Annotated in this window: 21 protein-coding genes and 1 other RNA gene; 18 read left to right on the plus strand and 4 right to left on the minus strand. The window is 52.8% G+C overall.

What is annotated here, in order from left to right; translation table 11 throughout:
- Nucleotides 1–207: 207 nt before the first annotated feature.
- The 5 genes from HA49_RS12825 to HA49_RS12845 all read left to right on the plus strand — a co-directional run bounded on the left by HA49_RS12825 (nt 208) and on the right by HA49_RS12845 (nt 4070).
- The gene (locus HA49_RS12825) at nt 208–525 is read left to right on the plus strand and encodes an EthD family reductase (RefSeq protein WP_038018077.1); all 318 of its coding nucleotides are present in this window, start codon (nt 208–210) and stop codon (nt 523–525) included.
- A 16-nt stretch (nt 526–541) separates the two neighbouring features.
- The gene (locus tag HA49_RS12830) at nt 542–1408 is read left to right on the plus strand and encodes an NAD(P)-dependent oxidoreductase (RefSeq protein WP_038018080.1); all 867 of its coding nucleotides are present in this window, start codon (nt 542–544) and stop codon (nt 1406–1408) included.
- 178 nt (nt 1409–1586) lie between these two features.
- Nucleotides 1587–2456 carry a small-conductance mechanosensitive channel MscS gene (gene mscS, locus HA49_RS12835; protein WP_038018084.1) on the plus strand — a complete coding sequence of 290 codons (870 nt, stop codon included), beginning with the start codon at nt 1587–1589 and terminating at the stop codon, nt 2454–2456.
- A 147-nt stretch (nt 2457–2603) separates the two neighbouring features.
- The gene (locus HA49_RS12840) at nt 2604–3233 is read left to right on the plus strand and encodes a LysE family transporter (protein ID WP_038018085.1); all 630 of its coding nucleotides are present in this window, start codon (nt 2604–2606) and stop codon (nt 3231–3233) included.
- A 99-nt stretch (nt 3234–3332) separates the two neighbouring features.
- Nucleotides 3333–4070: an oxidative stress defense protein gene (locus HA49_RS12845; RefSeq protein WP_038018088.1), complete on the plus strand. Its 738-nt coding sequence runs from the start codon at nt 3333–3335 to the stop codon at nt 4068–4070.
- Between the two features lie 17 nt (nt 4071–4087).
- Here the strand turns inward: HA49_RS12845 and HA49_RS12850 are convergent, their stop codons facing one another.
- Nucleotides 4088–5023 carry a LysR family transcriptional regulator ArgP gene (locus HA49_RS12850; protein ID WP_038019328.1) on the minus strand — a complete coding sequence of 312 codons (936 nt, stop codon included), beginning with the start codon at nt 5021–5023 and terminating at the stop codon, nt 4088–4090.
- A gap of 190 nt (nt 5024–5213) precedes the next feature.
- On the opposite strand from HA49_RS12850, the gene rpiA reads away from it, so the two are divergent.
- A complete protein-coding gene (gene rpiA / locus HA49_RS12855; protein WP_038018091.1) occupies nt 5214–5879 on the plus strand; it encodes a ribose-5-phosphate isomerase RpiA in 666 nt (221 codons plus the stop codon).
- 236 nt (nt 5880–6115) lie between these two features.
- Nucleotides 6116–7354, plus strand: coding sequence for a phosphoglycerate dehydrogenase (serA, locus tag HA49_RS12860; RefSeq protein ID WP_038018093.1), 1239 nt, complete (start codon nt 6116–6118; stop codon nt 7352–7354).
- Nucleotides 7355–7505: 151 nt separating this feature from the next.
- On the opposite strand, the gene HA49_RS12865 is transcribed toward serA, so the two are convergent.
- The 3 genes from HA49_RS12865 to zapA all read right to left on the minus strand — a co-directional run bounded on the left by HA49_RS12865 (nt 7506) and on the right by zapA (nt 8970).
- On the minus strand, nt 7506–8132 hold the full coding sequence (locus HA49_RS12865) for a 5-formyltetrahydrofolate cyclo-ligase (protein ID WP_245610200.1): 627 nt from the start codon (nt 8130–8132) through the stop codon (nt 7506–7508).
- Between the two features lie 284 nt (nt 8133–8416).
- Nucleotides 8417–8601, minus strand: a non-coding RNA gene (gene ssrS, locus HA49_RS20925) — 6S RNA.
- 39 nt (nt 8602–8640) lie between these two features.
- A complete protein-coding gene (zapA, locus tag HA49_RS12870; RefSeq protein WP_038018096.1) occupies nt 8641–8970 on the minus strand; it encodes a cell division protein ZapA in 330 nt (109 codons plus the stop codon).
- Nucleotides 8971–9135: 165 nt separating this feature from the next.
- Here zapA and HA49_RS12875 point away from each other — a divergent pair, with 165 nt between their 5' ends.
- The 11 genes from HA49_RS12875 to HA49_RS12925 all read left to right on the plus strand — a co-directional run bounded on the left by HA49_RS12875 (nt 9136) and on the right by HA49_RS12925 (nt 18883).
- Nucleotides 9136–9714, plus strand: a complete 579-nt coding sequence (locus tag HA49_RS12875; RefSeq protein WP_038018097.1) for a YecA/YgfB family protein — start codon at nt 9136–9138, stop codon at nt 9712–9714.
- A 43-nt stretch (nt 9715–9757) separates the two neighbouring features.
- On the plus strand, nt 9758–11086 hold the full coding sequence (pepP, locus tag HA49_RS12880; RefSeq protein ID WP_038018100.1) for a Xaa-Pro aminopeptidase: 1329 nt from the start codon (nt 9758–9760) through the stop codon (nt 11084–11086).
- 18 nt (nt 11087–11104) lie between these two features.
- Nucleotides 11105–12283 (plus strand): 2-octaprenyl-6-methoxyphenyl hydroxylase, encoded by a 1179-nt coding sequence (gene ubiH / locus HA49_RS12885; protein ID WP_038018103.1) that lies wholly within the window; start codon nt 11105–11107, stop codon nt 12281–12283.
- A gap of 13 nt (nt 12284–12296) precedes the next feature.
- Nucleotides 12297–13505, plus strand: a complete 1209-nt coding sequence (gene ubiI, locus HA49_RS12890; protein ID WP_038018105.1) for an FAD-dependent 2-octaprenylphenol hydroxylase — start codon at nt 12297–12299, stop codon at nt 13503–13505.
- Between the two features lie 300 nt (nt 13506–13805).
- Nucleotides 13806–14456, plus strand: coding sequence for a bifunctional nicotinamidase/pyrazinamidase (gene pncA, locus HA49_RS12895; protein WP_046791823.1), 651 nt, complete (start codon nt 13806–13808; stop codon nt 14454–14456).
- Nucleotides 14457–14479: 23 nt separating this feature from the next.
- The gene (locus HA49_RS12900) at nt 14480–15304 is read left to right on the plus strand and encodes an ABC transporter ATP-binding protein (protein WP_046791824.1); all 825 of its coding nucleotides are present in this window, start codon (nt 14480–14482) and stop codon (nt 15302–15304) included.
- The gene (locus HA49_RS12905; RefSeq protein WP_038018108.1) at nt 15297–16088 is read left to right on the plus strand and encodes an ABC transporter permease; all 792 of its coding nucleotides are present in this window, start codon (nt 15297–15299) and stop codon (nt 16086–16088) included. The genes HA49_RS12900 and HA49_RS12905 overlap by 8 nt, the downstream gene beginning before the upstream one ends.
- 48 nt (nt 16089–16136) lie before the next feature.
- On the plus strand, nt 16137–17114 hold the full coding sequence (locus HA49_RS12910; protein ID WP_038018110.1) for an ABC transporter substrate-binding protein: 978 nt from the start codon (nt 16137–16139) through the stop codon (nt 17112–17114).
- A 53-nt stretch (nt 17115–17167) separates the two neighbouring features.
- Complete coding sequence (locus HA49_RS12915) at nt 17168–18079, plus strand: nucleoside hydrolase (protein ID WP_038018113.1); 912 nt, start codon at nt 17168–17170, stop codon at nt 18077–18079.
- Between the two features lie 10 nt (nt 18080–18089).
- Nucleotides 18090–18308 carry a hypothetical protein gene (locus HA49_RS12920; protein ID WP_038018117.1) on the plus strand — a complete coding sequence of 73 codons (219 nt, stop codon included), beginning with the start codon at nt 18090–18092 and terminating at the stop codon, nt 18306–18308.
- A 74-nt stretch (nt 18309–18382) separates the two neighbouring features.
- On the plus strand, nt 18383–18883 hold the full coding sequence (locus HA49_RS12925) for a hypothetical protein (RefSeq protein WP_038018120.1): 501 nt from the start codon (nt 18383–18385) through the stop codon (nt 18881–18883).
- Nucleotides 18884–19115: the final 232 nt, after the last annotated feature.

Consider the following 19115-nt stretch of genomic DNA (forward strand, 5'->3'; position numbering starts at 1 on the left):
TTGTCGCGGGGACCAGTGCTTTATTTTATATCGTTCGATATATAATTAATTGACAATTGGCGTGGTGTCCCATAAATTTATATCGATCGGTATTTAAATCATGCCGCGTCAATGTTTAACATCTCACTTGCCGGCGACAGCAGAATAAACCCGCAGTATCCACCGGCCTGTCGCCGGTTCATTCACTCTGTTTTTCCGGAAATCACTATGCACAATTTATCGTCACAGGTTATCGTCTATGTTACCTATCAGGGTACTGCTGACAGCCGGTTTGACCGGCGTTACTACACTGAACATCATCTGCCGTTGGTCATGCGGGCATGGCAACAGTACGGACTGGAGAGTGTCAGCGCCTTTTTTCCTGCAGAGACACGTCCCGGAACCCTGGCGATTTGCGAATGTATCTTTCGCGATGAACAGGCGGTTCAACAGGCGTTTAATGCCGAAGATGTCATGGGGGTAATACAGGACGTCCCGAAGTTTACCGATCTTATTCCTGCCCGTATCCGCGGCGTATCTTTGTAATCAGAAGGAGTGTGTGATGGAGTATGGCTTAATTGGGTTAGGGGCAATGGGGCGCGGCATCGCTGGCCGGTTACTGGCGGCAGGGCACAGCGTAAAATGCTGGACCCGATCCGGCAAGACTATGCCGGGTGTCGGGGCGGTAAATACCCCGGCGGAAGTTTTTCAGTCTGATGCTGTGCTGACGATGCTTTCTGATGATGCGGCGATTCGTGAAGTCGTCTTTGCCGGGGATTTTTTCAGCCAGTGCCGGCCCGGAGTTATTCATATCGTCAGTTCCACACTGTCGGTGGCTATGTCAGAGCAACTGACTGACTACCACCGTAAGGCTGGGATCGGATTTATTGCCGCGCCGGTACTGGGCCGCCCGGATGTGGCAGCCCGTGGAGAACTGAATATCCTCGCGGCCGGTCATCCGGATTTAATTGCCCGGGCTGAGCCGTTGTTTCAGGCGATTGGCCGCAAAGTCTGGCCGCTGGGAGATCACCCTCCCGCCGCTCATGCGGCCAAAATTGCCTGCAATATGATGATTGCGATGACAATTGAAGCCATCGCCGAGGCGGTCGCTCTGACCGATGTCAACGGTGTGCCCCGCGATGACTTTTTCGAGCTGATTCTGGGCACCCTGTTTGGCGGCCGATCCTATCAGGTCTATTCGCAGCTGATTGCCGAAGGGGAATACCAGCCGGGCTTTAAAGCCACTCTTGGGCTGAAAGATCTCAATCTGGCGACTGAGGCTGCGACACAACTGGCCGCACCCTTACCTATGTTGTCAGCGGTTCATCAGCAGATGTCGCGTGCCATTGAAGACGGGGGAGGGGAGCGTGACTGGTCGATTATGGCTGATTACACGCTACGCACCAGTCAGCCCAAAAAAGCTGAATAATCCGGAGAGTTAACCGGGGATATTCCCAAAATTGATAACAGCGGGTAATAATTTCCTAAAAACAGTGACTCAGCCGCCGGCGGATTTGGCAATCCGCCATTAATTGTTTACCCTTGGCGCTGATCGGCTGATAACAGCCTCTGTGGTTTCATTCAGGAATTTATTACAGGATTATTCGATGCAAGACTTAAACGTCGTTGATAGCATTCACAATGCCGGCAGCTGGCTGGCACGTAACCAGGAACTGTTACTAAGCTATGCGGTAAACGTTGCCGCCGCTCTGGCTATTTTGTTTGTGGGTTTTATTGTTGCCCGCATATTATCTAATGGTTTTAATAAACTCCTGCAGGCCCGCAGCATCGATCAAACAGTCGCCGACTTTTTATCGGTGTTGGTACGCTATGCCATTATCGCCTTTACGCTGATTGCCGCACTGAGCCGTGTCGGCGTTCAGACCGCATCGGTGATCGCTGTACTGGGTGCCGTAGGTCTGGCCGTGGGTCTGGCACTGCAAGGGTCCCTGTCTAACTTTGCCGCCGGTGTACTGCTGGTGACTTTCCGCCCGTTCCGTGTCGGCGAATATGTGGATGTAGGTGGTGCCGCCGGGACAGTCCTGAGTGTGCAGATTTTCTCAACCACCCTGAAAACCGTTGATGCAAAAATTGTGGTCGTACCTAACGGTAGTATCATTGCCGGTAAAATTATCAATTACAGTCGTGAACCCTTACGTCGTAATGAATTTATTATTGGTGTGTCTTACGATGCTGATATTGATAAGGTTTCAGAGATACTGCGTCAGGTGGTAGACGCCGACAGCCGTGTACTTAAAGACATGCCTGTGGTGGTGGCATTAAATGAGATGGCACCATCATCGTTAAACTTTATTGTCCGTTGCTGGAGCACCAGTGGTGATCTACAGCAAGTGTACTGGGATTTAATGGCTGCCTTTAAACGGGCGCTGGATGCCAACAGCATCGGTATTCCTTATCCGCAGATGGATGTGCATATCATCAATCCAACAGCGGAAAAAGCTGAAGAAAAAGCCTAATCTCTCCTGCCTGCCGGTGAGACTATCCCCGGCAGGCCTTTATTTTCCCCGCCTGATTAATTTTTCTAATTACGGATAAGTTCTTTCCATTTCACTTTTTGCCGGAAAATCGCCAGACTCTGCGCATTAATTGCCGGAGAACACTCTATGTTATTCTATTTACAAGGAATTACCCTTGGGGCAGCGCTCATCCTGCCGCTGGGACCACAAAATACCCTGATCCTCAATCAGGGAATATTACGCCGCTATGCTCTGATGTCTGCCAGCTTCTGTATTCTGAGCGATGTGGTACTGATTTGTGCCGGAGTATTTGGCGGAAGTGCGGTTCTGCAACACTCTCCGTTGGCGCTACAAATAATTACCTGGGCAGGTTGTGCCTTTCTGTTGTGGTATGGATGGGGAACCTTACGCCAGGCCCTGTGGCCTTCGACGCAACGCAGTGATCCGCAAACAGTTCAGCAGCAGCGTTTTAAAATTCTGCTGACCCTGATTGCGGTCACCTGGCTGAATCCTCATGTCTATCTGGATACCTTTGTGGTGCTCGGCAGCCTGGGAAGCCAGGTGCCGGCAGAGTCCCGGGGGTGGTTTGCGCTGGGGGCGGTAACGGCGTCGGTGGTCTGGTTTTATGCACTGGCTCTGCTGGCCAGCGCGCTGTCACCCTGGCTTAAACAGGGGCGTACTCAGCAGGTGATTAATCTGCTCGTCGCCGGCATGATGTTTTATCTGGCCATCAGGCTGGGCAGCGAAGGCGTGGCCATGCTGCGTACCGTAGTGTAAAACTGTGTCTGCCGCCGAACTTTCAGACGGCATCTGACTGCAATTTCCCGCTATTGCCTGTAATCTCAGGCGGTAAATTGCAGACAGGGAACCCTTATCGTGAAATTATTTCAGCTCGTTATCCCTGCCATCCTGGCGGGAAGCTTAACCTCAGTCGCGGCTCTGGCCGCAGAAGTTCCGGACTCACCGCATATCTCCACCTCCGGCCACGCTTCGGTTCAGGCAAAGCCGGATATGGCAACACTCAGCATTGTGGTGCAGCTCACCGCGCAACAGGCAACTGAGGCGAAAAAACAGGTAGACGCCAGGGTCGCCAAATATTTCGATTTTCTGCATAGCCAGGGAATAGAGAATAAAGATATCGATGCGGCCAATATCAACACCCAGCCGCAATATGATTACAGCAAGCAGGGCAAACCTCAGCTGACGGGCTATCAGGCCACCCGCCAGGTCACTGTGACGGTGCGGAAGATTGATAAACTCAATGATTTGCTGGATGGTGCCCTGAAAGGCGGGCTGAATGAAATCCGTTCGGTCACTCCGGGAGTCGCCGATGCAGCCCGCTATCAGCAGCAGGCCCGGCAGGAAGCGATTAAAGATGCCATCAGCCAGGCACAGGCTTTGGCTGCCGGTTTCCATGCCGAACTGGGGCCGGTATGGAGCATTCAGTATCATACCGGCAGTGACCGGCCACAGCCGGTGATGCGGATGTATGCACTGGCAAAAGCCAGCGCAGACACCACCCCGCAGGAAACTTATCAGCAGCAGAGCATCAATTTTGATGATGAGCTTAATGTGGTGTTTGAACTGAAACCACAACCTGCAACGACGAATTAACGCCGCAGGCAGGAAGATTAGCGGGCCTGGCCGGAGGGCGAATCGACCCCGGCCGGGAAATCATCCTGACGCAATACACCGTGACCATGTTCCAGCAGTGCGTCAGTCACACGGCGCATCAGTCGGCTTTCAGGCGCAAAACGATGCCAGTACAACATCCGCCGTTGGTAGAGCCCCGGGGTTAAATCGACCAGTTCACCGCGGGCGAGTTCACCACCGATCTGCAGATGGGGGATCATACAACAGACCGAACCTTGTCTTGCCAGCTGGACAAAGGCTTCTGATGAATTGACGATATGGCAGGGGACACTGCCCGGTGGCAAATCGAAATATTGTTGTAAGAAAGCCTGATGCATATCATCCAGATGATCGAACGCCACCGCCGGCGCTTTCAGCAGTGCGGAACGGGTTACCCCGTTGGGGAAATAGCGTTTGGCGAAATCCGGAGAGGCAACGAACAGATAATCCAGTGCGCCCAGCTGATCGACCAGACAACTTGGCAGGGCCTGAGGCTGGATACTGACTGCACCCACCACCTCACCGCGCCGCAATCGCTCCTGGGTACGGCTTTCATCTTCTACCTGTAAATTCAGACGTACCGGCGAATCGGCCAGCACATCTTTCAGCGCGGGTAACAGCCAGGTCGCCAGACTGTCGGCGTTGACCGCAATCGACAGTAACAACGGCGTGCTGCCGCCGGTTTCATCGGCCAGCCACTGTTCTTCCAGCATTTCAACCTGATGCAACAATGCCAGTAATTTCTGACCCTGCTCGGTCGGACGCGGCGGTACAGTCCGTACCAGCAGCGGCTGACCAAACAGATTCTCAAGCTGTTTAATTCTCTGCGAGACTGCAGACTGGGTAATACAAAGTTTTTGTGCGGCACGTTCAAATCCGCGCTCGCGAATAACTGCATCCAGAGCCTGAAGGGTTCGGTAATCCGGGCGTTTCATAGTTTTGCTCTCTGCTTCAGGGAGGACGTATCCTGCATTATAGTGTTTGCTTTGTGCTGTACGCCGCATTGTCAGAAAAAAATTGCGGTCTGCAATACAATCCACGCAATCTGCCCGCAACATTAATTATTTTTCCTGCTGCTTGTTTTATACTACGCCAACGAACAGAGCGTACAGGTTTAAACATATCATGAGCCGGGATGAACTTAAAAAAGCGGTAGGCTGGGCAGCACTCAGGTTTGTACAGCCGGGGTCAGTGGTTGGTGTAGGTACCGGTAGCACGGCAGCCCATTTTATTGATGCATTAGCGACAATAAAAAATGACATCGAAGGTGCGGTATCCAGCTCCGATGCCTCGACAGAGAAATTACTCAGCTATGGTATTCAGGTGTTTGATCTGAACACTATCGATCGTTTGTCGGTGTATGTCGACGGTGCGGATGAAATCAACCCGCAGATGCAAATGATCAAAGGAGGCGGGGCGGCACTGACCCGCGAAAAGATTATTGCGGCTGTGGCGGATAAATTTATCTGCATTGCCGATGAAAGCAAGCAGGTCGATGTGCTGGGGCGCTTCCCCCTGCCGGTTGAAGTCATTCCCATGGCAAGGTCTTACGTGGCCCGTCAGTTAGTTAAAATGGGGGGCTTACCGGAGTACCGTCAGAATGTGTTGACCGATAACGGTAATATTATTCTGGATGTTCATAATCTGAGTATCGTGAATCCACGGGAACTGGAGATTATGATTAATGCGCTGCCGGGTGTGGTGACAGTCGGACTGTTCGCCGCCAGGGGGGCTGATGTGGCATTAATTGGTACCGATCACGGAGTGATTACACTGACCAAAGACGACTAACTGTCGTCTTTTTTTTATCGCAGATTTTAGTGATTTATATCACAGTTTAGTCAACGACTGATAAAATCTGCTTCCCGGTAGCGTTCAGGATCTGCTTTTCCCCGCAATCTGCTGTAGCCCGCTGCCGGGCATGCTTTCAGGGCAATCGGTTTCTATTGCCCGTAGCGTAATATTTGTTATGTTGACAGAAGAAATTCTTATATTCGTCTCATTATCGTTAACCATAAGGTCGGGCAATGGCAAAGGTATCACTCGAGAAAGATAAAATTAAGTTCCTGCTGGTGGAAGGTGTTCATCAGACAGCACTGGATAATTTACGCGCAGCAGGCTACACCAACATCGAATTCCACAAAGGCGCGCTGGATACAGACGCTCTGAAAGAGTCGATTCGTGATGCGCACTTTATCGGTATCCGTTCCCGTTCCCAGTTAACTGAAGAAGTTTTCGCTGCCGCCGAAAAACTGGTCGCTGTCGGTTGTTTCTGTATCGGCACCAACCAGGTTGACCTGGATGCAGCCGGTAAACGTGGTATCCCGGTATTTAATGCACCTTTCTCTAACACCCGTTCGGTGGCAGAACTGGTGATCGGTGAACTGCTACTGTTACTGCGTGGCATTCCTGAAGCCAATGCCAAAGCGCACCGTGGAATCTGGAACAAAAATGCCAAGGGTTCCTTCGAAGCCCGTGGTAAGAAACTGGGGATTATTGGTTACGGCCACATCGGGATGCAGCTGGGTGTACTGGCGGAAAGCCTGGGCATGCATGTGTTCTTTTATGATGTGGAAGATAAGCTCCCGCTTGGGAATGCCACCCAGGTGAAAAAAATGCACGACCTGCTGGCGATGAGCGATGTGGTCACTCTGCATGTTCCTGAAACACCGAACACGCAGAATATGATCGGTGCTGAAGAGCTGGCCGCGATGAAAAAAGGCGGACTGCTGATCAATGCCTCACGCGGGACTGTTATCGATATTCCTGCGCTGTGTGACGCTCTGGCCAGCAAACATGTTGGCGGTGCAGCCATCGACGTTTATCCGGTGGAACCTGCGTCTAACAACGATCCGTTTATCTCTCCGCTGTGTGAGTTTGATAACGTGATCCTGACGCCGCATATCGGTGGATCGACCGAAGAAGCTCAGGAAAATATCGGTCTGGAGGTCTCTGGTAAGTTAATCAAATACTCTGACAACGGTTCTACCCTGTCAGCAGTGAACTTCCCGGAAGTCTCCCTGCCAGCCCATGCTGCCAGCGCCAGCCGTTTGCTGCATATTCATGAAAACCGTCCGGGTGTACTGACTGCCATTAACCAGATCTTTGCGGACCAGGGGATCAACATTGTCGGCCAGTACCTGCAAACTACTCCGTTTATGGGCTATGTGGTTATCGATATTGATGCACCACAGGAAATTGCTGATAAAGCGCTGGAAGCGATGAAAGGTATTCAGGGGACACTGCGCGCCCGTCTGCTGTACTAATGAGTGACTGACCACCCCGGGGGAGCAGTTTCTCCCCGTGATGAAAAGGGAAAAGCCTGGCTTTTCCCTTTTTTGTCTGCGGCGTACAGATGAGCAGATTCCACTGGCTGCTCATATCGCGCTAAGCGGCTCTCTGATCCCTGCTCTGTCTTTAGTTTACCGGTGAGTCACTGGCCGGTACGGGCGGTGGCCATTGCCAGACTCTGTCCGGGGTAATCAGTGCCGGCAGCGGGATATCCCAGTCTGCGACCGGTAACTCGCCGACCTGTTGACAGTGATGGGCAAATCCGACCGGCAGACAGCCATGTTGCTGCCAGCGCTGGAGTGTCCGGTCGTAATATCCGCCTCCCATCCCCAGCCGTTGCCCTTGGGCATCAAACGCCACCAGTGGCACCAGAATAACATCCAGCTCATCCAGAGTGGCCATCTGACGGATATCTAACCCGGGTTCAGGGATTCGTAGCTGGTTAGGGCGGAGCAGCGTTTCCGGCTGATAACGGATAAACAGCAAATTACCGGCAGAGAAGGGATGCAGCACCGGCAGGTAAACCTGCTGGCCCCTCTGCCACAATAATTCGATCAGCGGGCGGGTATCCAGTTCACCATCTACCGACAGGAACAGGGCGATTTTTTTTGCCTGACTGACAGGCAGAAAACTGACCGCCTGTTGCGCTGCCTGTTGTGCAGCCAGCTGTTGCTCTGCACCACTCAGCGCTCTGCGGCGGCGGCGGATTTCGCTACGAATCTGCTGACGTTGGTTGTCAGAGGTGGTTTCCACGATGCTGTCCATGATAATTGAGCAGGTCAGTCACTCTAACACAGAGTAAGCAGCGGGCAGAATGGTCAGCCTGTGTGGGGCAATGCATTCGCTTCAGACCCGGGGCCGCGCTCAGGAATCATAAGCACCTGCCGCCGGCAGAAACGGCTGTAATAACCGGAACCATTAAGTGCCAGGGGTACGCCCGCAAGAGGACAGGGTAACGACTTCAGAGTCAGTTCAGTACTGTATCAGTACGACATTAATACGACAGAGGGGAAATTTAGAAACCGAACTACAGAAAGGAGATCTCCGGGATGCCGCTACAGGCTGTAACCCTTGAACCCTTGGTTCAAGGTGAACATGTCGTCATTATCATCAGGCTTCCCGGACGAACCGGGCATGCTCACAGTTAATGAAGCGCCATATTCTGTTTGGTATGAAATATCGGCTCAGGGGACTGGCCCGTTCACAAACATCCCAGAGAATATTTACTTCATGATTAGTTTAGCACAGGATTCATGAAGTGTTATTCGAATTTTGGACCCTGACGATCAGTGATCCGACCCTGCTCGACTAATGCCTGTTCAATAGTCTGCTGTAACATACGAATACGTTGTTCCATATTCGATGCATAATCACGGGTCTTGTTCTTTTCCTGCGCTAACTCATGACAAATGTTTAACGCAGCGATAAACACCAACTGTTCGGTGTTGTTTACCCGGGTTCGGACTTTCAGGTCCTGTAAGCGCTGGTCAAGGTCAGCTGCTGCCGCAGTTAACGCTTCCTGCTGTTCCGGCGGACAATTGACTCTTAACGAACGACCAAATATCTGAATATCTACTGGTTGCGCAGACATGCCACCTTCCTGACTGATTACATTACCCGCTTCCGATGCTTTATATCGGGGAACGGGGGCCACTATATAGGCCTGAATAATAACTTACAACCCCTTTTCTGGAATCCTTCAGGCTGCTAGTGGTAGCATACCATGAACTTAACTCTCCAACATTGATGATTAACTATGTCCTTACAGAACGCACTACCTTCTTTTGAAGCCTTATCGGCCACCTTGTCGTTGCAGGGCGTAGGTATGACCGCGTCGGAGATGCACGGTCTGATCAGCGGTATAATCTGTGGTGGCAATCAGGATCACAGCTGGAAAACCCTGGTCCATGACCTGGCGAACGACGGTATGGCTTTCTCCCAGACTCTGTCTCAGCCATTGCAGCTGTTGCATGACTCTGTTCAGCAAACGCTGGAAGATGACGGCTTTATGTTCCGTCTGTTAATGCCCGATGACAGTAAAACCAGCGTATTCGAACGTGCGGATGCACTGGCCGGCTGGGTAAATCACTTCCTGTTGGGACTGGGCGTGACTCAGCCAAAACTGGATAAAGTCACCGGCGAAACCGGCGAAGCCATTGACGATCTGCGTACCATTGCTCAACTGGGGTACGATGAAGATGAAGATCAGGAAGAACTGGAGCAGTCACTGGAAGAAGTGGTGGAGTACGTCAGGGTTGCGGCGGTACTGTGCTATGAAACCTTTAACCGGCCACAACCGACAGCACCAGAAGTACAGAAACCTACGTTACATTAATCAATTTCCGTGCCTGAGCGCCGGGTAAACAGGGAGCCTGATTATGATTACTCTGGAAAATTATCTACAACGCCGCCAGTCTTTGCTGGCCAAAATGGTGCCCGGCAGTGCCGCATTAATCTTTGCCGCTCCGGAAGTCACCCGCAGCCGTGACACCGAGTATCTGTTTCGTCAGAACAGTGATTTCTGGTACTTCACCGGATTTAACGAACCAGAAGCGTTGCTGGTATTGATTAAAAGCGATGAAAATCATAATCACAGTGTACTGTTTAACCGCGTCCGTGACCTGAATGCTGAAATCTGGTTTGGCCGTCGTCTGGGGCAACAAGCGGCCCCGGAAAAGCTGGGGGTGGATAAGGCGTTACCCTGGGAGGATGTGGACCAGCAACTCTCGCAACTGCTCAATGGGCTGGATGTTGTTTATCACGCGCCGGGTGAGTATCCGTTTGCCGACCAGAAGCTCTCTTCCGCGCTGGAGACCTTACGCAATGGCAGCCGTCAAAATTTGCAGGCCCCGGCGACCGTCACTGACTGGCGGCCGTGGGTGCATGAAATGCGGTTATTTAAAGATGCCGAAGAGATAGCTATCCTGCGCAAAACCGGCAAAATTTCGGCACTGGCACATCAGCGTGCCATGGAACGCTGCTGCCCCGGGATGTTTGAATATCAGTTGGAAGGCGAAATCCTGCATGAGTTCAGCCGCCACGGTTCGCGGTTTGCTTCCTATAACACCATTGTGGGTGGCGGTGAAAATGGCTGTATTCTGCACTACACCGAAAATGAGAGCGAGTTGCGCGATGGTGATCTGGTCCTGATTGATGCCGGATGCGAACTCTATGGCTATGCCGGCGATATCACCCGGACGTTTCCGGTTAACGGACGTTTCAGCCCGGCACAACGACAGATTTATGACATAGTACTGGCCTCGCTGGAACATGCCTTATCGGTCTACCGGCCGGGCGTCAGTATCCGTGAAGTGAATGACCAGGTGATCCGTATTATGGTCAGCGGGCTGGTTGAACTGGGCGTGATGCAGGGCGATGTGGATACCCTGATTGCTGAAAATGCCCACCGGCAGTTTTATATGCACGGACTGGGTCACTGGATGGGGCTGGATGTGCATGATGTGGGCGACTATGGTTCTCCTTCCCGTGAACGGCTGCTGGAGCCAGGCATGGTACTGACCGTGGAGCCAGGGCTTTACATTGCGCCGGATGCCGATGTTCCTGCACAATATCGCGGGATTGGTATAAGAATTGAAGACGATATCCTGATTACTGAGCACGGTCATGAAAACCTGACCGATACTGTAGTAAAAACAGCAGATGATATCGAGGCACTGATGGCTGCGGCCAGAAAGTCACACCAGTAACGGATAAAATACGCCAGCATGAGCATGATAATTGCGGGGGGAGGGATGACCGGTGCGACCCTGGCACTGGCCGTTTCTCACCTGACGAATGGAAAACTTCCTGTCACTCTGATTGAAGCGACCACACCGGGTGAACGTGGTCATCCCGGCTTTGACGGCAGGGCCATCGCTCTGGCGGCCGGCACTTGTCAGCAGTTGCAGAATATTGGTGTCTGGCCTTCACTGAGCGACTGCGCGACAGCGATTACCGATATTCATGTCAGTGATCGCGGGCATCCAGGCTATGTCGGCATCAGTCACCGTGAATACGGGGTGCCAGCGCTGGGTAATGTGATTGAACTGCACGAAGCCGGTCAGCGTTTATTTGAGCGGCTAAAAAAAGCCCGTGGTGTCACGGTGATTTGCCCTGCACAGGTTACAGAGGTACATCGGACAGCAGAGCAGGTGACAGTAAGCCTGAATGATGGTCAGCAACTCAGCGGCAGTCTGCTGGTGATGGCAAATGGTTCGGGTTCCCCGCTGGCGGCAGGATGTGGTGTTCACTGGCAAAGAGAGGACTACCGGCAACTGGCAGTTATCGCCAATGTGACCACCAGTGAGCCCCCACGCGGCAGGGCCTATGAACGCTTCACCACCGACGGGCCACTGGCACTGCTGCCGATGTCCGGAAATCGTTTTTCGCTGGTTTGGAGCCTGCCGGCAGAACTGCGTGAACAGGTTCACCATTGGAGTGACCCGCAGTTTCTCGACCAGCTGCAACAGGCCTTTGGCTGGCGTCAGGGGCGTTTTCTGCACTGTGGCAAACGCGATTACTATCCTCTGGTGTTACAGCAGGCGACGGAGATCACCCGCCACCGGCTGGCGCTGGTGGGAAATGCCGCACAAACGCTGCATCCTATTGCCGGACAGGGATTTAATCTCGGGCTGCGAGATGTGATGACCCTGGCCGAAACCGTGGCGCAGGCCCATACGGAAGGGCAGGATACTGGCAGTTATTCGGTGCTGGAACAGTACCGGCAGCGTCGCCTGCCGGACAGACAGAAAACGGTCGCCATTACCGACGGACTGGTCAGGTTATTCTCTAATCAGGACCTGCCGTTAATTATCGGCCGAAATGCCGGTTTAAGTGTCATGGGTAAATTGCCGTGGCTTAAGCACCAACTGGCCGGGCGCACTCTGGGCTGGGTAAAACGTTAATGAGAGAACAGTGATGCAAAGCTTTGATGTTGTGATTGCCGGAGGCGGTATGGTCGGACTGGCCGTCGGCTGTGGGCTACAGGGGAGTGGGCTGAAGGTGGCGGTGCTGGAACAAACACCTCCCCGTGCTCCTGATATGCAGGCTGCCCCTGCCATCCGGGTGTCGGCAATCAACCTTGCCAGCGAACGGCTGCTCAGCCATCTCGGCGTATGGCAGGATATTCTGGCGATGCGGGCCAGTGCTTACCACGGGATGGAAGTCTGGGAAAAAGACAGCTTTGGTCATATCCGTTTTGATGAACGACCCCAGGGCATCGCCAGCCTGGGACATATTGTTGAAAATCAGGTGATTCACCATGCACTCTGGCAACGTGCCAGTCAGTGCAGCGATATCCAACTGATAGCGCCTGCTCAGTTACAACAGGTAGCCTTCGGTGATAACGAAGCCTTTGTTACCCTGCAGGACGGTACGATGTTAACCGCCAGATTGCTGGTGGCTGCCGACGGTGCCAACTCCTGGCTACGCGACAAAGCTGATATCCCTCTGGTATTCCGGGACTACCAGCATCATGCGCTGGTCGCCAATATCCGTACCGAACAGCCCCACGGGTCGGTCGCCCGGCAGATTTTTTATCCGGAAGGTATTCTGGCGTTTCTGCCATTACAGGACCCGCACCTCAGTTCCATCGTCTGGTCCTGTGATCCACAGCAGGCCAGCCGGGCGCAGGGCATGTCCGAAGATCAGTTTAATCAGCAACTGGCGGTAGCCTTTGACATGAAACTGGGGCATTGTCAGCTGGAAAGCGAGCGTAAAACCTTCCCGCTGACGGCCCGCTATGCACGTCAGTTTGCCGCCCACCGTCTGGCTCTGGTGGGCGATGCCGCCCATACCATCCATCCGCTGGCGGGGCAGGGCGTGAATCTCGGCTTTATGGATGCGGCTGAACTGATGGGTGAAATTCGCCGCTTACAGCAACAAGGGAAAGACATTGGTCAGCACCTCTATCTGCGTCGCTATGAGCGCAGCCGGAAACACAGTGCGGCCCTGATGCTGGCTTCGATGCAGGGCTTTCGCGATCTGTTTGCCGGTAGCAATCCGGCCCGTAAACTGCTGCGGGATATTGGCCTGAAACTGGCGGATACCTTACCCGGGGTGAAGCCTCAGTTACTTAAACAGGCGATGGGTCTGCATGATCTGCCTGACTGGCTGAAAAATAGTTAACTTTGCAATCCGGCCCGCATTCCTGCGGGCCACAATAAGATAATCTCCCCCCCTGTTCAGTGATTCATCACAGAGGCTAAGCGGTTCACCGGTTTTTGCTTCCGGTAAATGTCTCCCCGCCGGATAAGAAACTCCTATTATGGTAAAAATTTCACAGGGAATATAGTGCTTTAAGTATCTGAAATATGAACCTATAATCGGGCATTGCGGTTAGCGATGGTCATAATCTGAACGTCGGTTGCCCTTCGCCTGGCGCCGGTGCATTGCGACAGCGCTTATTATAATGACGGGGATAATGTTATGCAGTCATCAGCGACCACGGTGCCGGCGAATGACCAGCACAGCGCGTTAATTATTGTCGATGTACAGAATTGCTTTGTCACCGGCGGAACACTGGCGGTCGAGGGCGGTGAAACCATTATCCCGCTAATCAACCAGCTGGCAAGCCGCTTCTCCAACGTTATCCTGACCCAGGACTGGCATCCGGCCGGACATATCTCCTTCGCGGCGAATCATCCGGGGAAGCAAGCGGGTGAATTTATCGATACTCCCTACGGTCCGCAAATTCTCTGGCCGGTTCATGCGGTTCAGGGCAGTGAAGATGCTGCTCTGCATGCTGGTTTGCAGGTCCCTCATGCGCAGCTGATTATCCGCAAAGGTTGCCATTCCCATATCGACAGTTATTCGGCATTTACTGAAGCTGACCGGCAAACCACCACCGGACTCGCCGCTTACTTACGTGCCCGCGATATCCACACACTGTATATCGTGGGACTGGCAACCGATTTTTGCGTCTCGATGACAGCCATCGATGCCAGTCTGGCGGGCTTTACGACCTCGGTGATTGAGGATGCCTGTAAAGCTATCGATATACAGGGTTCACTGGCTGCCGCCCGCCAACAGATGCTTTCCCGGGGTGTGCAACTCATCCAGTCTTCTGCGCTTAACTAACACTATCCTGACAGGGAGACTCTATGTCTGTACTGACCACAGATCTGCCTCCTGCGGCGGACCCCGGGGATTCACGACCGATCCGGCTGGAAATTAATAATCTCACCGTGCGTTACGGGGACGTCACCGCGCTGAGTAATGTCAGCCTGCAGGTCCGGGAAGGCGAGTTTATCTGCATTCTTGGCGCTTCAGGCTGCGGCAAAAGTACCCTGTTTAACGTGGTCTCCGGGCTGCTGCCGTCCAGTGAAGGACGGATTATGCTGGAGGGAAAAGATGTCACGAATAAGCCAGGCCAGGTCGGCTATATGCTGCAAAAAGATCTGATGCTGCCGTGGCGTACCGTGCGCGGTAATATCACCCTGGCCGCCGCGTTAACCCGTGGAGTGAGTGCGGCCGATCGCCATCAGGCTGAGGAACTGGCGACCCGTTACGGGCTGGGGGATTTTCTCGACCATTATCCCCATGCGTTGTCGGGCGGAATGCGCCAGCGGGTAGCGATGATGCGAACCGTCGCCGCCGGCAAAGAAGTGATGCTGCTGGATGAACCCTTCGGTGCTCTGGATGCCCAGACCAGATTCAGTATGCAGGAGTGGTTATTACAAATCTGGCGTGACCTGAACCGCACGGTGCTGTTTGTCACCCACGATGTGGATGAAGCGATTTTCCTGGCGGACCGGATTGTGGTGATGACCCCGCGTCCGGGACGGATTGCCGAAATCCTGACGGTGCAACTGCCAAGGCCCCGCACCCTGGAAGATCTGACCGGAGAGACGTTTGTGCAGCTGAAACGGCAAATCATGAGCCGCCTGTATCACGATGAGAAACAAAACGGAGGGCGCCATGAATAATACTCAGCAACATCCCTGGCGGGCGGTGCTGGTCTGGCTGATTTCGCTGGTGATGATTATCGTGCTGTGGCAGTTGGTAATCTGGGTTTCCGGGCTGCCACAGTATGTGATTCCTTCTCCGCTAACCGCCTTCCGGACCCTGGTGGAAAATGGACAGCGCCTGCAGTTACTGACCTGGCAGACATTATCTGAAACCGCCATGGGGTATCTGCTTGGCGCGGTGGCGGGCTTTGTACTGGCATTGCTGATGGGGCAAATTCCACTGGTTCAGCGACTGGTCATGCCGGCGTTAATCGTTTCCCAGGCAGTGCCGATTGTCGCGATTGCCGCACCGCTGGTGATTATTTTTGGTTTCGGTCTGCTGCCTAAGCTGATTATCGTGGCCTGGATTGTCTTTTTCCCGGTGGTGGTCAATGTGCTGGACGGGCTGGCGGGCATCGACCGCGATATGCTGAACCTGGCCAGGCTGATGGGCGGCAAACCGCTGCGGGTATTTATGCTGGTCAAACTGCCGGCCTGCGTAGGTCCGTTGTTCTCCGGTCTTAAAATCGGGGCGACCTATGCGGTAACGGGCGCGGTGATCGGTGAATGGACGGCCTCGGCACAACAGGGGTTGGGCACATATCTGCTCAGCGCTAATGCGCGAATGGATACCGCCGGGGTATATGCGGCGATGATCCTGCTGACATCGATTGGCGTGGGTTCGTTTCTGATTGTCCTGGGCCTGGAAAGGATAGCTACCCCTTGGCGTAGCCGGACCAAAGCCCCGCGTTATTTACGTTAAGCCCGGTGAAACTCACCGTAACCTATTATCCCGACAGAGGTAGACACAGTGAAAGCAGCTATTATTCGTACCGCCATTCTCAGTGCATTACTGTCCGGTGTTTCGGCGGGCTTTGCGCATGCCGAAACTCTGACTCCGATCCGCTTTGTTTATGACTGGGCCGGCGCTGATCACGAATTGATCCCGATTGTGGTCGGGCAGGAAAAAGGTTTCTACCAGCAGGCGGGGCTGGACGTGAAAGTCATATTCCCGCCAGATTCGCAAACCACCGCCCGGATGCTGGCGCTGGGCCAGGCCGATGTTGGTCTGAATGCCACCACAGACGTGGTGTTTGCGGCCGATCAGGGGCTGCCGGTGATCGCGGTGGGTCTGTATGCCCAGCATAATAACTGGGGGCTGTTCACCCGCCCCGGAGTGCCGGTGTCACTGAAAGATCTGAAAGGTAAATCGATCGCGATCTATACCGATTCCTGGAGTAAAGCGATGATGCCGTTTGTGCTGAAAGCGGCAGGACTTCAGGAAAGTGATGTGAAATTTATTATTGCCCAGGACAGTGATGTGCCGTTGCTGCTGGCCGGTAAAGTGGATATTGCCACCAATACCAATAACTTCCTGGTTCCGGATGTGGAACTGTCACAAAACAAGACTCCGGGACAGCTGGTGGGTAAAGATGCCGGAGTGCCGGATGTGCCGGTATGGGCTTATACCGCCTCGACCCGCTATCTGCAGCAACATGGTGATGTAGCGAAGAAATGGATGCAGGCCACGATTAAAGCCACCGAATGGGCAGCGGCTCATCCGGATGATGCCGCAGAACTGTTGCATAAAGCCTATCCGGACAGTGGTTCAGTGGCTCTGAGCACCAAAGCCTGGAAAATTATCTCACCGGATATGAAAGGGCCGCAGGGTTACATGATGCAGAATGATGACAACTGGTTGCCGATTGCCAAAGCTTTGCAGGCGACCGGTCAGATTAAGACGGTGTTACCGGCCGATAAATACTACACCAATCAGTTACTCAAATAAGCGACTTATCACGACAGGCTCTGCGGAACGATATCCGCAGGGCAGGAGAGGGTATGGAAAAGATAATTATCGATTGTGACCCGGGTGTTGATGATGCTGTGGCATTAATGATGGCACTGGCCGCGGGTGAGCAGCTTGAGGTGTGCGGAATTACTACGGTAGCCGGTAATCTGCCTTTGCCGGCGGTCACCCGTAATGCATTACGTATTCTCTCTTTCCTGCAGCGGGAAGATATCCCGGTGTTTGCCGGATGTTCGCGGGCGATTTTTCCGGGACCCGCCCGCCTCTCGTCAGTACACGGCGCAGATGGCCTGGGCAACAGTGGCCTGCCTGAATCGGAGCTACGTCCCGCACAACAACATGCCGTCGATTTTATTATCGACACTGTGCTGGCGGCAGCTGGTGAGATTACACTCTGCGTGCTCGGCCCAATGACCAACATTGCCCTGGCTCTGATTAAGGCACCGGAAATAGCCCCGCAAATAAAACAGATAGTCGTGATGGGCGGGGCGGTATTCTGTCCGGGGAATACTACCCCGGCGGCTGAGTTTAATTTTGCCTGCGATCCCCATGCCGCCGAAGTGGTACTGGCGGCCGGAGTGCCACTGACCCTGTTCGGACTGGATGTGACCTCAAAGGCGCTGTTAACCGCACCGCGCATCGAAGCGTTGCGGCAATCGGATTCAGCGTCCTGTCAGCTGGCAGCCGTAATGCTGGCAGATTACGGCGCAGCCGATCCTTGTCTGCATGATCCCTGTGTGATCGCCGGACTGTTAGATCCTGACTGTTTTACGGGGATTCCGGCATGGGTGAGTGTCGACTGTACCCCCGGCATTAACTACGGGCGAAGTGTCGGTTTTGTCAGTGAACGGCATCTGGCCGGACGTCAGCCCAACGCGAAAGTGATTACCGGGGTCGATGACCAGCGGCTGTTCCGGTTACTGATGGATTTACTTAACCGCTGAATGTTGAGTAATGGAGCCTCGTTATGACGAATACGGCAGCCGGGATACGAGTCAACCTTACGCCGCTTTTCTGGTGGCTGTGGATGATGAATTATCAGCCCATGCGGCAGTTGATAACAAAGACTGGAAAGCCTCAGCAGCCGGGAGACATCGTGAATTGAACGATAATGGAGATATGAGAAGTAAAGAAACAGCGACACACTCAAAGCAAGCACTACAGGGTGAATGATATATTCAAGAAATCGATTAATATTTGTTAAAATATTAATCAGGTAAATAGTCAATCACGGGAATATCTTATAAATGGTCAGGTTTATTGTTGCTGGAATAGCTGTATTGTTATCAATAGGTAATGCAACTGCCGCTATTGAAGTATTCCTTGCACCTCCAGGCTGGCAACGCAGTACTGACTCTACTGTGGAAATTAAGGATTACCTTACCAGCAAAAAATCAGGTGACAAGACTGTTGAAAATTCGTATTTACCGGTAATTTTTTCTGCTGTTGAAATTTATCGTAATCAGGTTCAAAAACAGATTAATGGTATGTTTACTCAGACGGAACTGAAAAAATATTCTGGTACAATTTGCAAGATAGACATCACCACTGGAAATACAGCTATTGACGATCCCGACCCTCCGGAATTATTCGCATTAGACTACTATGCTGATAATTCCCGGGCTGGTTGTCAGGTCTTAATCAAAAAATTAGAGAAATTAGTTACTCATGGTCGCTTCCGACAATATCCTGTGCGCGCGAAAGAACATGGAATGCTATCTATTGATATGCTTTGGGTTTATAGCTAAAAGATATTCAAGTAGGCATCACACCTGATATTATATGTTCAATGCTATCTCGTTTGTATCAACGGTGGTTCGTTTACTGGGGTATTGTCAGGCAGATTAGAAAAGCAATTTGATGAGATGACCAGGGATTACAGTAAAGATCGCCTTCTGGCTGCGGGTTTCACGGTGAAGGAGTTACAGAAACTACAGAATAATATCGATAACTTTGGCGGTACGTTTAAGGAAGTTATCA

Source organism: Tatumella morbirosei (assembly GCF_000757425.2).
Taxonomy (GTDB): Bacteria; Pseudomonadota; Gammaproteobacteria; order Enterobacterales; family Enterobacteriaceae; genus Tatumella; species Tatumella morbirosei.

Bases quoted from the DNA above. Each gene is read 5' to 3' on its own strand.
- HA49_RS12825 (WP_038018077.1), top strand. From the start codon at position 208: ATGCACAATTTATCGTCACAGGTTATCGTCTATGTTACCTATCAGGGT.
- HA49_RS12830 (WP_038018080.1), top strand. From the start codon at position 542: ATGGAGTATGGCTTAATTGGGTTAGGGGCAATGGGGCGCGGCATCGCT.
- mscS (WP_038018084.1), top strand. From the start codon at position 1,587: ATGCAAGACTTAAACGTCGTTGATAGCATTCACAATGCCGGCAGCTGG.
- HA49_RS12840 (WP_038018085.1), top strand. From the start codon at position 2,604: ATGTTATTCTATTTACAAGGAATTACCCTTGGGGCAGCGCTCATCCTG.
- HA49_RS12850 (WP_038019328.1), bottom strand. From the start codon at position 5,023: ATGAAACGCCCGGATTACCGAACCCTTCAGGCTCTGGATGCAGTTATT.
- rpiA (WP_038018091.1), top strand. From the start codon at position 5,214: ATGAGCCGGGATGAACTTAAAAAAGCGGTAGGCTGGGCAGCACTCAGG.
- serA (WP_038018093.1), top strand. From the start codon at position 6,116: ATGGCAAAGGTATCACTCGAGAAAGATAAAATTAAGTTCCTGCTGGTG.
- zapA (WP_038018096.1), bottom strand. From the start codon at position 8,970: ATGTCTGCGCAACCAGTAGATATTCAGATATTTGGTCGTTCGTTAAGA.
- HA49_RS12875 (WP_038018097.1), top strand. From the start codon at position 9,136: ATGTCCTTACAGAACGCACTACCTTCTTTTGAAGCCTTATCGGCCACC.
- pepP (WP_038018100.1), top strand. From the start codon at position 9,758: ATGATTACTCTGGAAAATTATCTACAACGCCGCCAGTCTTTGCTGGCC.
- ubiH (WP_038018103.1), top strand. From the start codon at position 11,105: ATGAGCATGATAATTGCGGGGGGAGGGATGACCGGTGCGACCCTGGCA.
- ubiI (WP_038018105.1), top strand. From the start codon at position 12,297: ATGCAAAGCTTTGATGTTGTGATTGCCGGAGGCGGTATGGTCGGACTG.
- pncA (WP_046791823.1), top strand. From the start codon at position 13,806: ATGCAGTCATCAGCGACCACGGTGCCGGCGAATGACCAGCACAGCGCG.
- HA49_RS12900 (WP_046791824.1), top strand. From the start codon at position 14,480: ATGTCTGTACTGACCACAGATCTGCCTCCTGCGGCGGACCCCGGGGAT.
- HA49_RS12905 (WP_038018108.1), top strand. From the start codon at position 15,297: ATGAATAATACTCAGCAACATCCCTGGCGGGCGGTGCTGGTCTGGCTG.
- HA49_RS12915 (WP_038018113.1), top strand. From the start codon at position 17,168: ATGGAAAAGATAATTATCGATTGTGACCCGGGTGTTGATGATGCTGTG.
- HA49_RS12920 (WP_038018117.1), top strand. From the start codon at position 18,090: ATGGAGCCTCGTTATGACGAATACGGCAGCCGGGATACGAGTCAACCT.
- HA49_RS12925 (WP_038018120.1), top strand. From the start codon at position 18,383: ATGGTCAGGTTTATTGTTGCTGGAATAGCTGTATTGTTATCAATAGGT.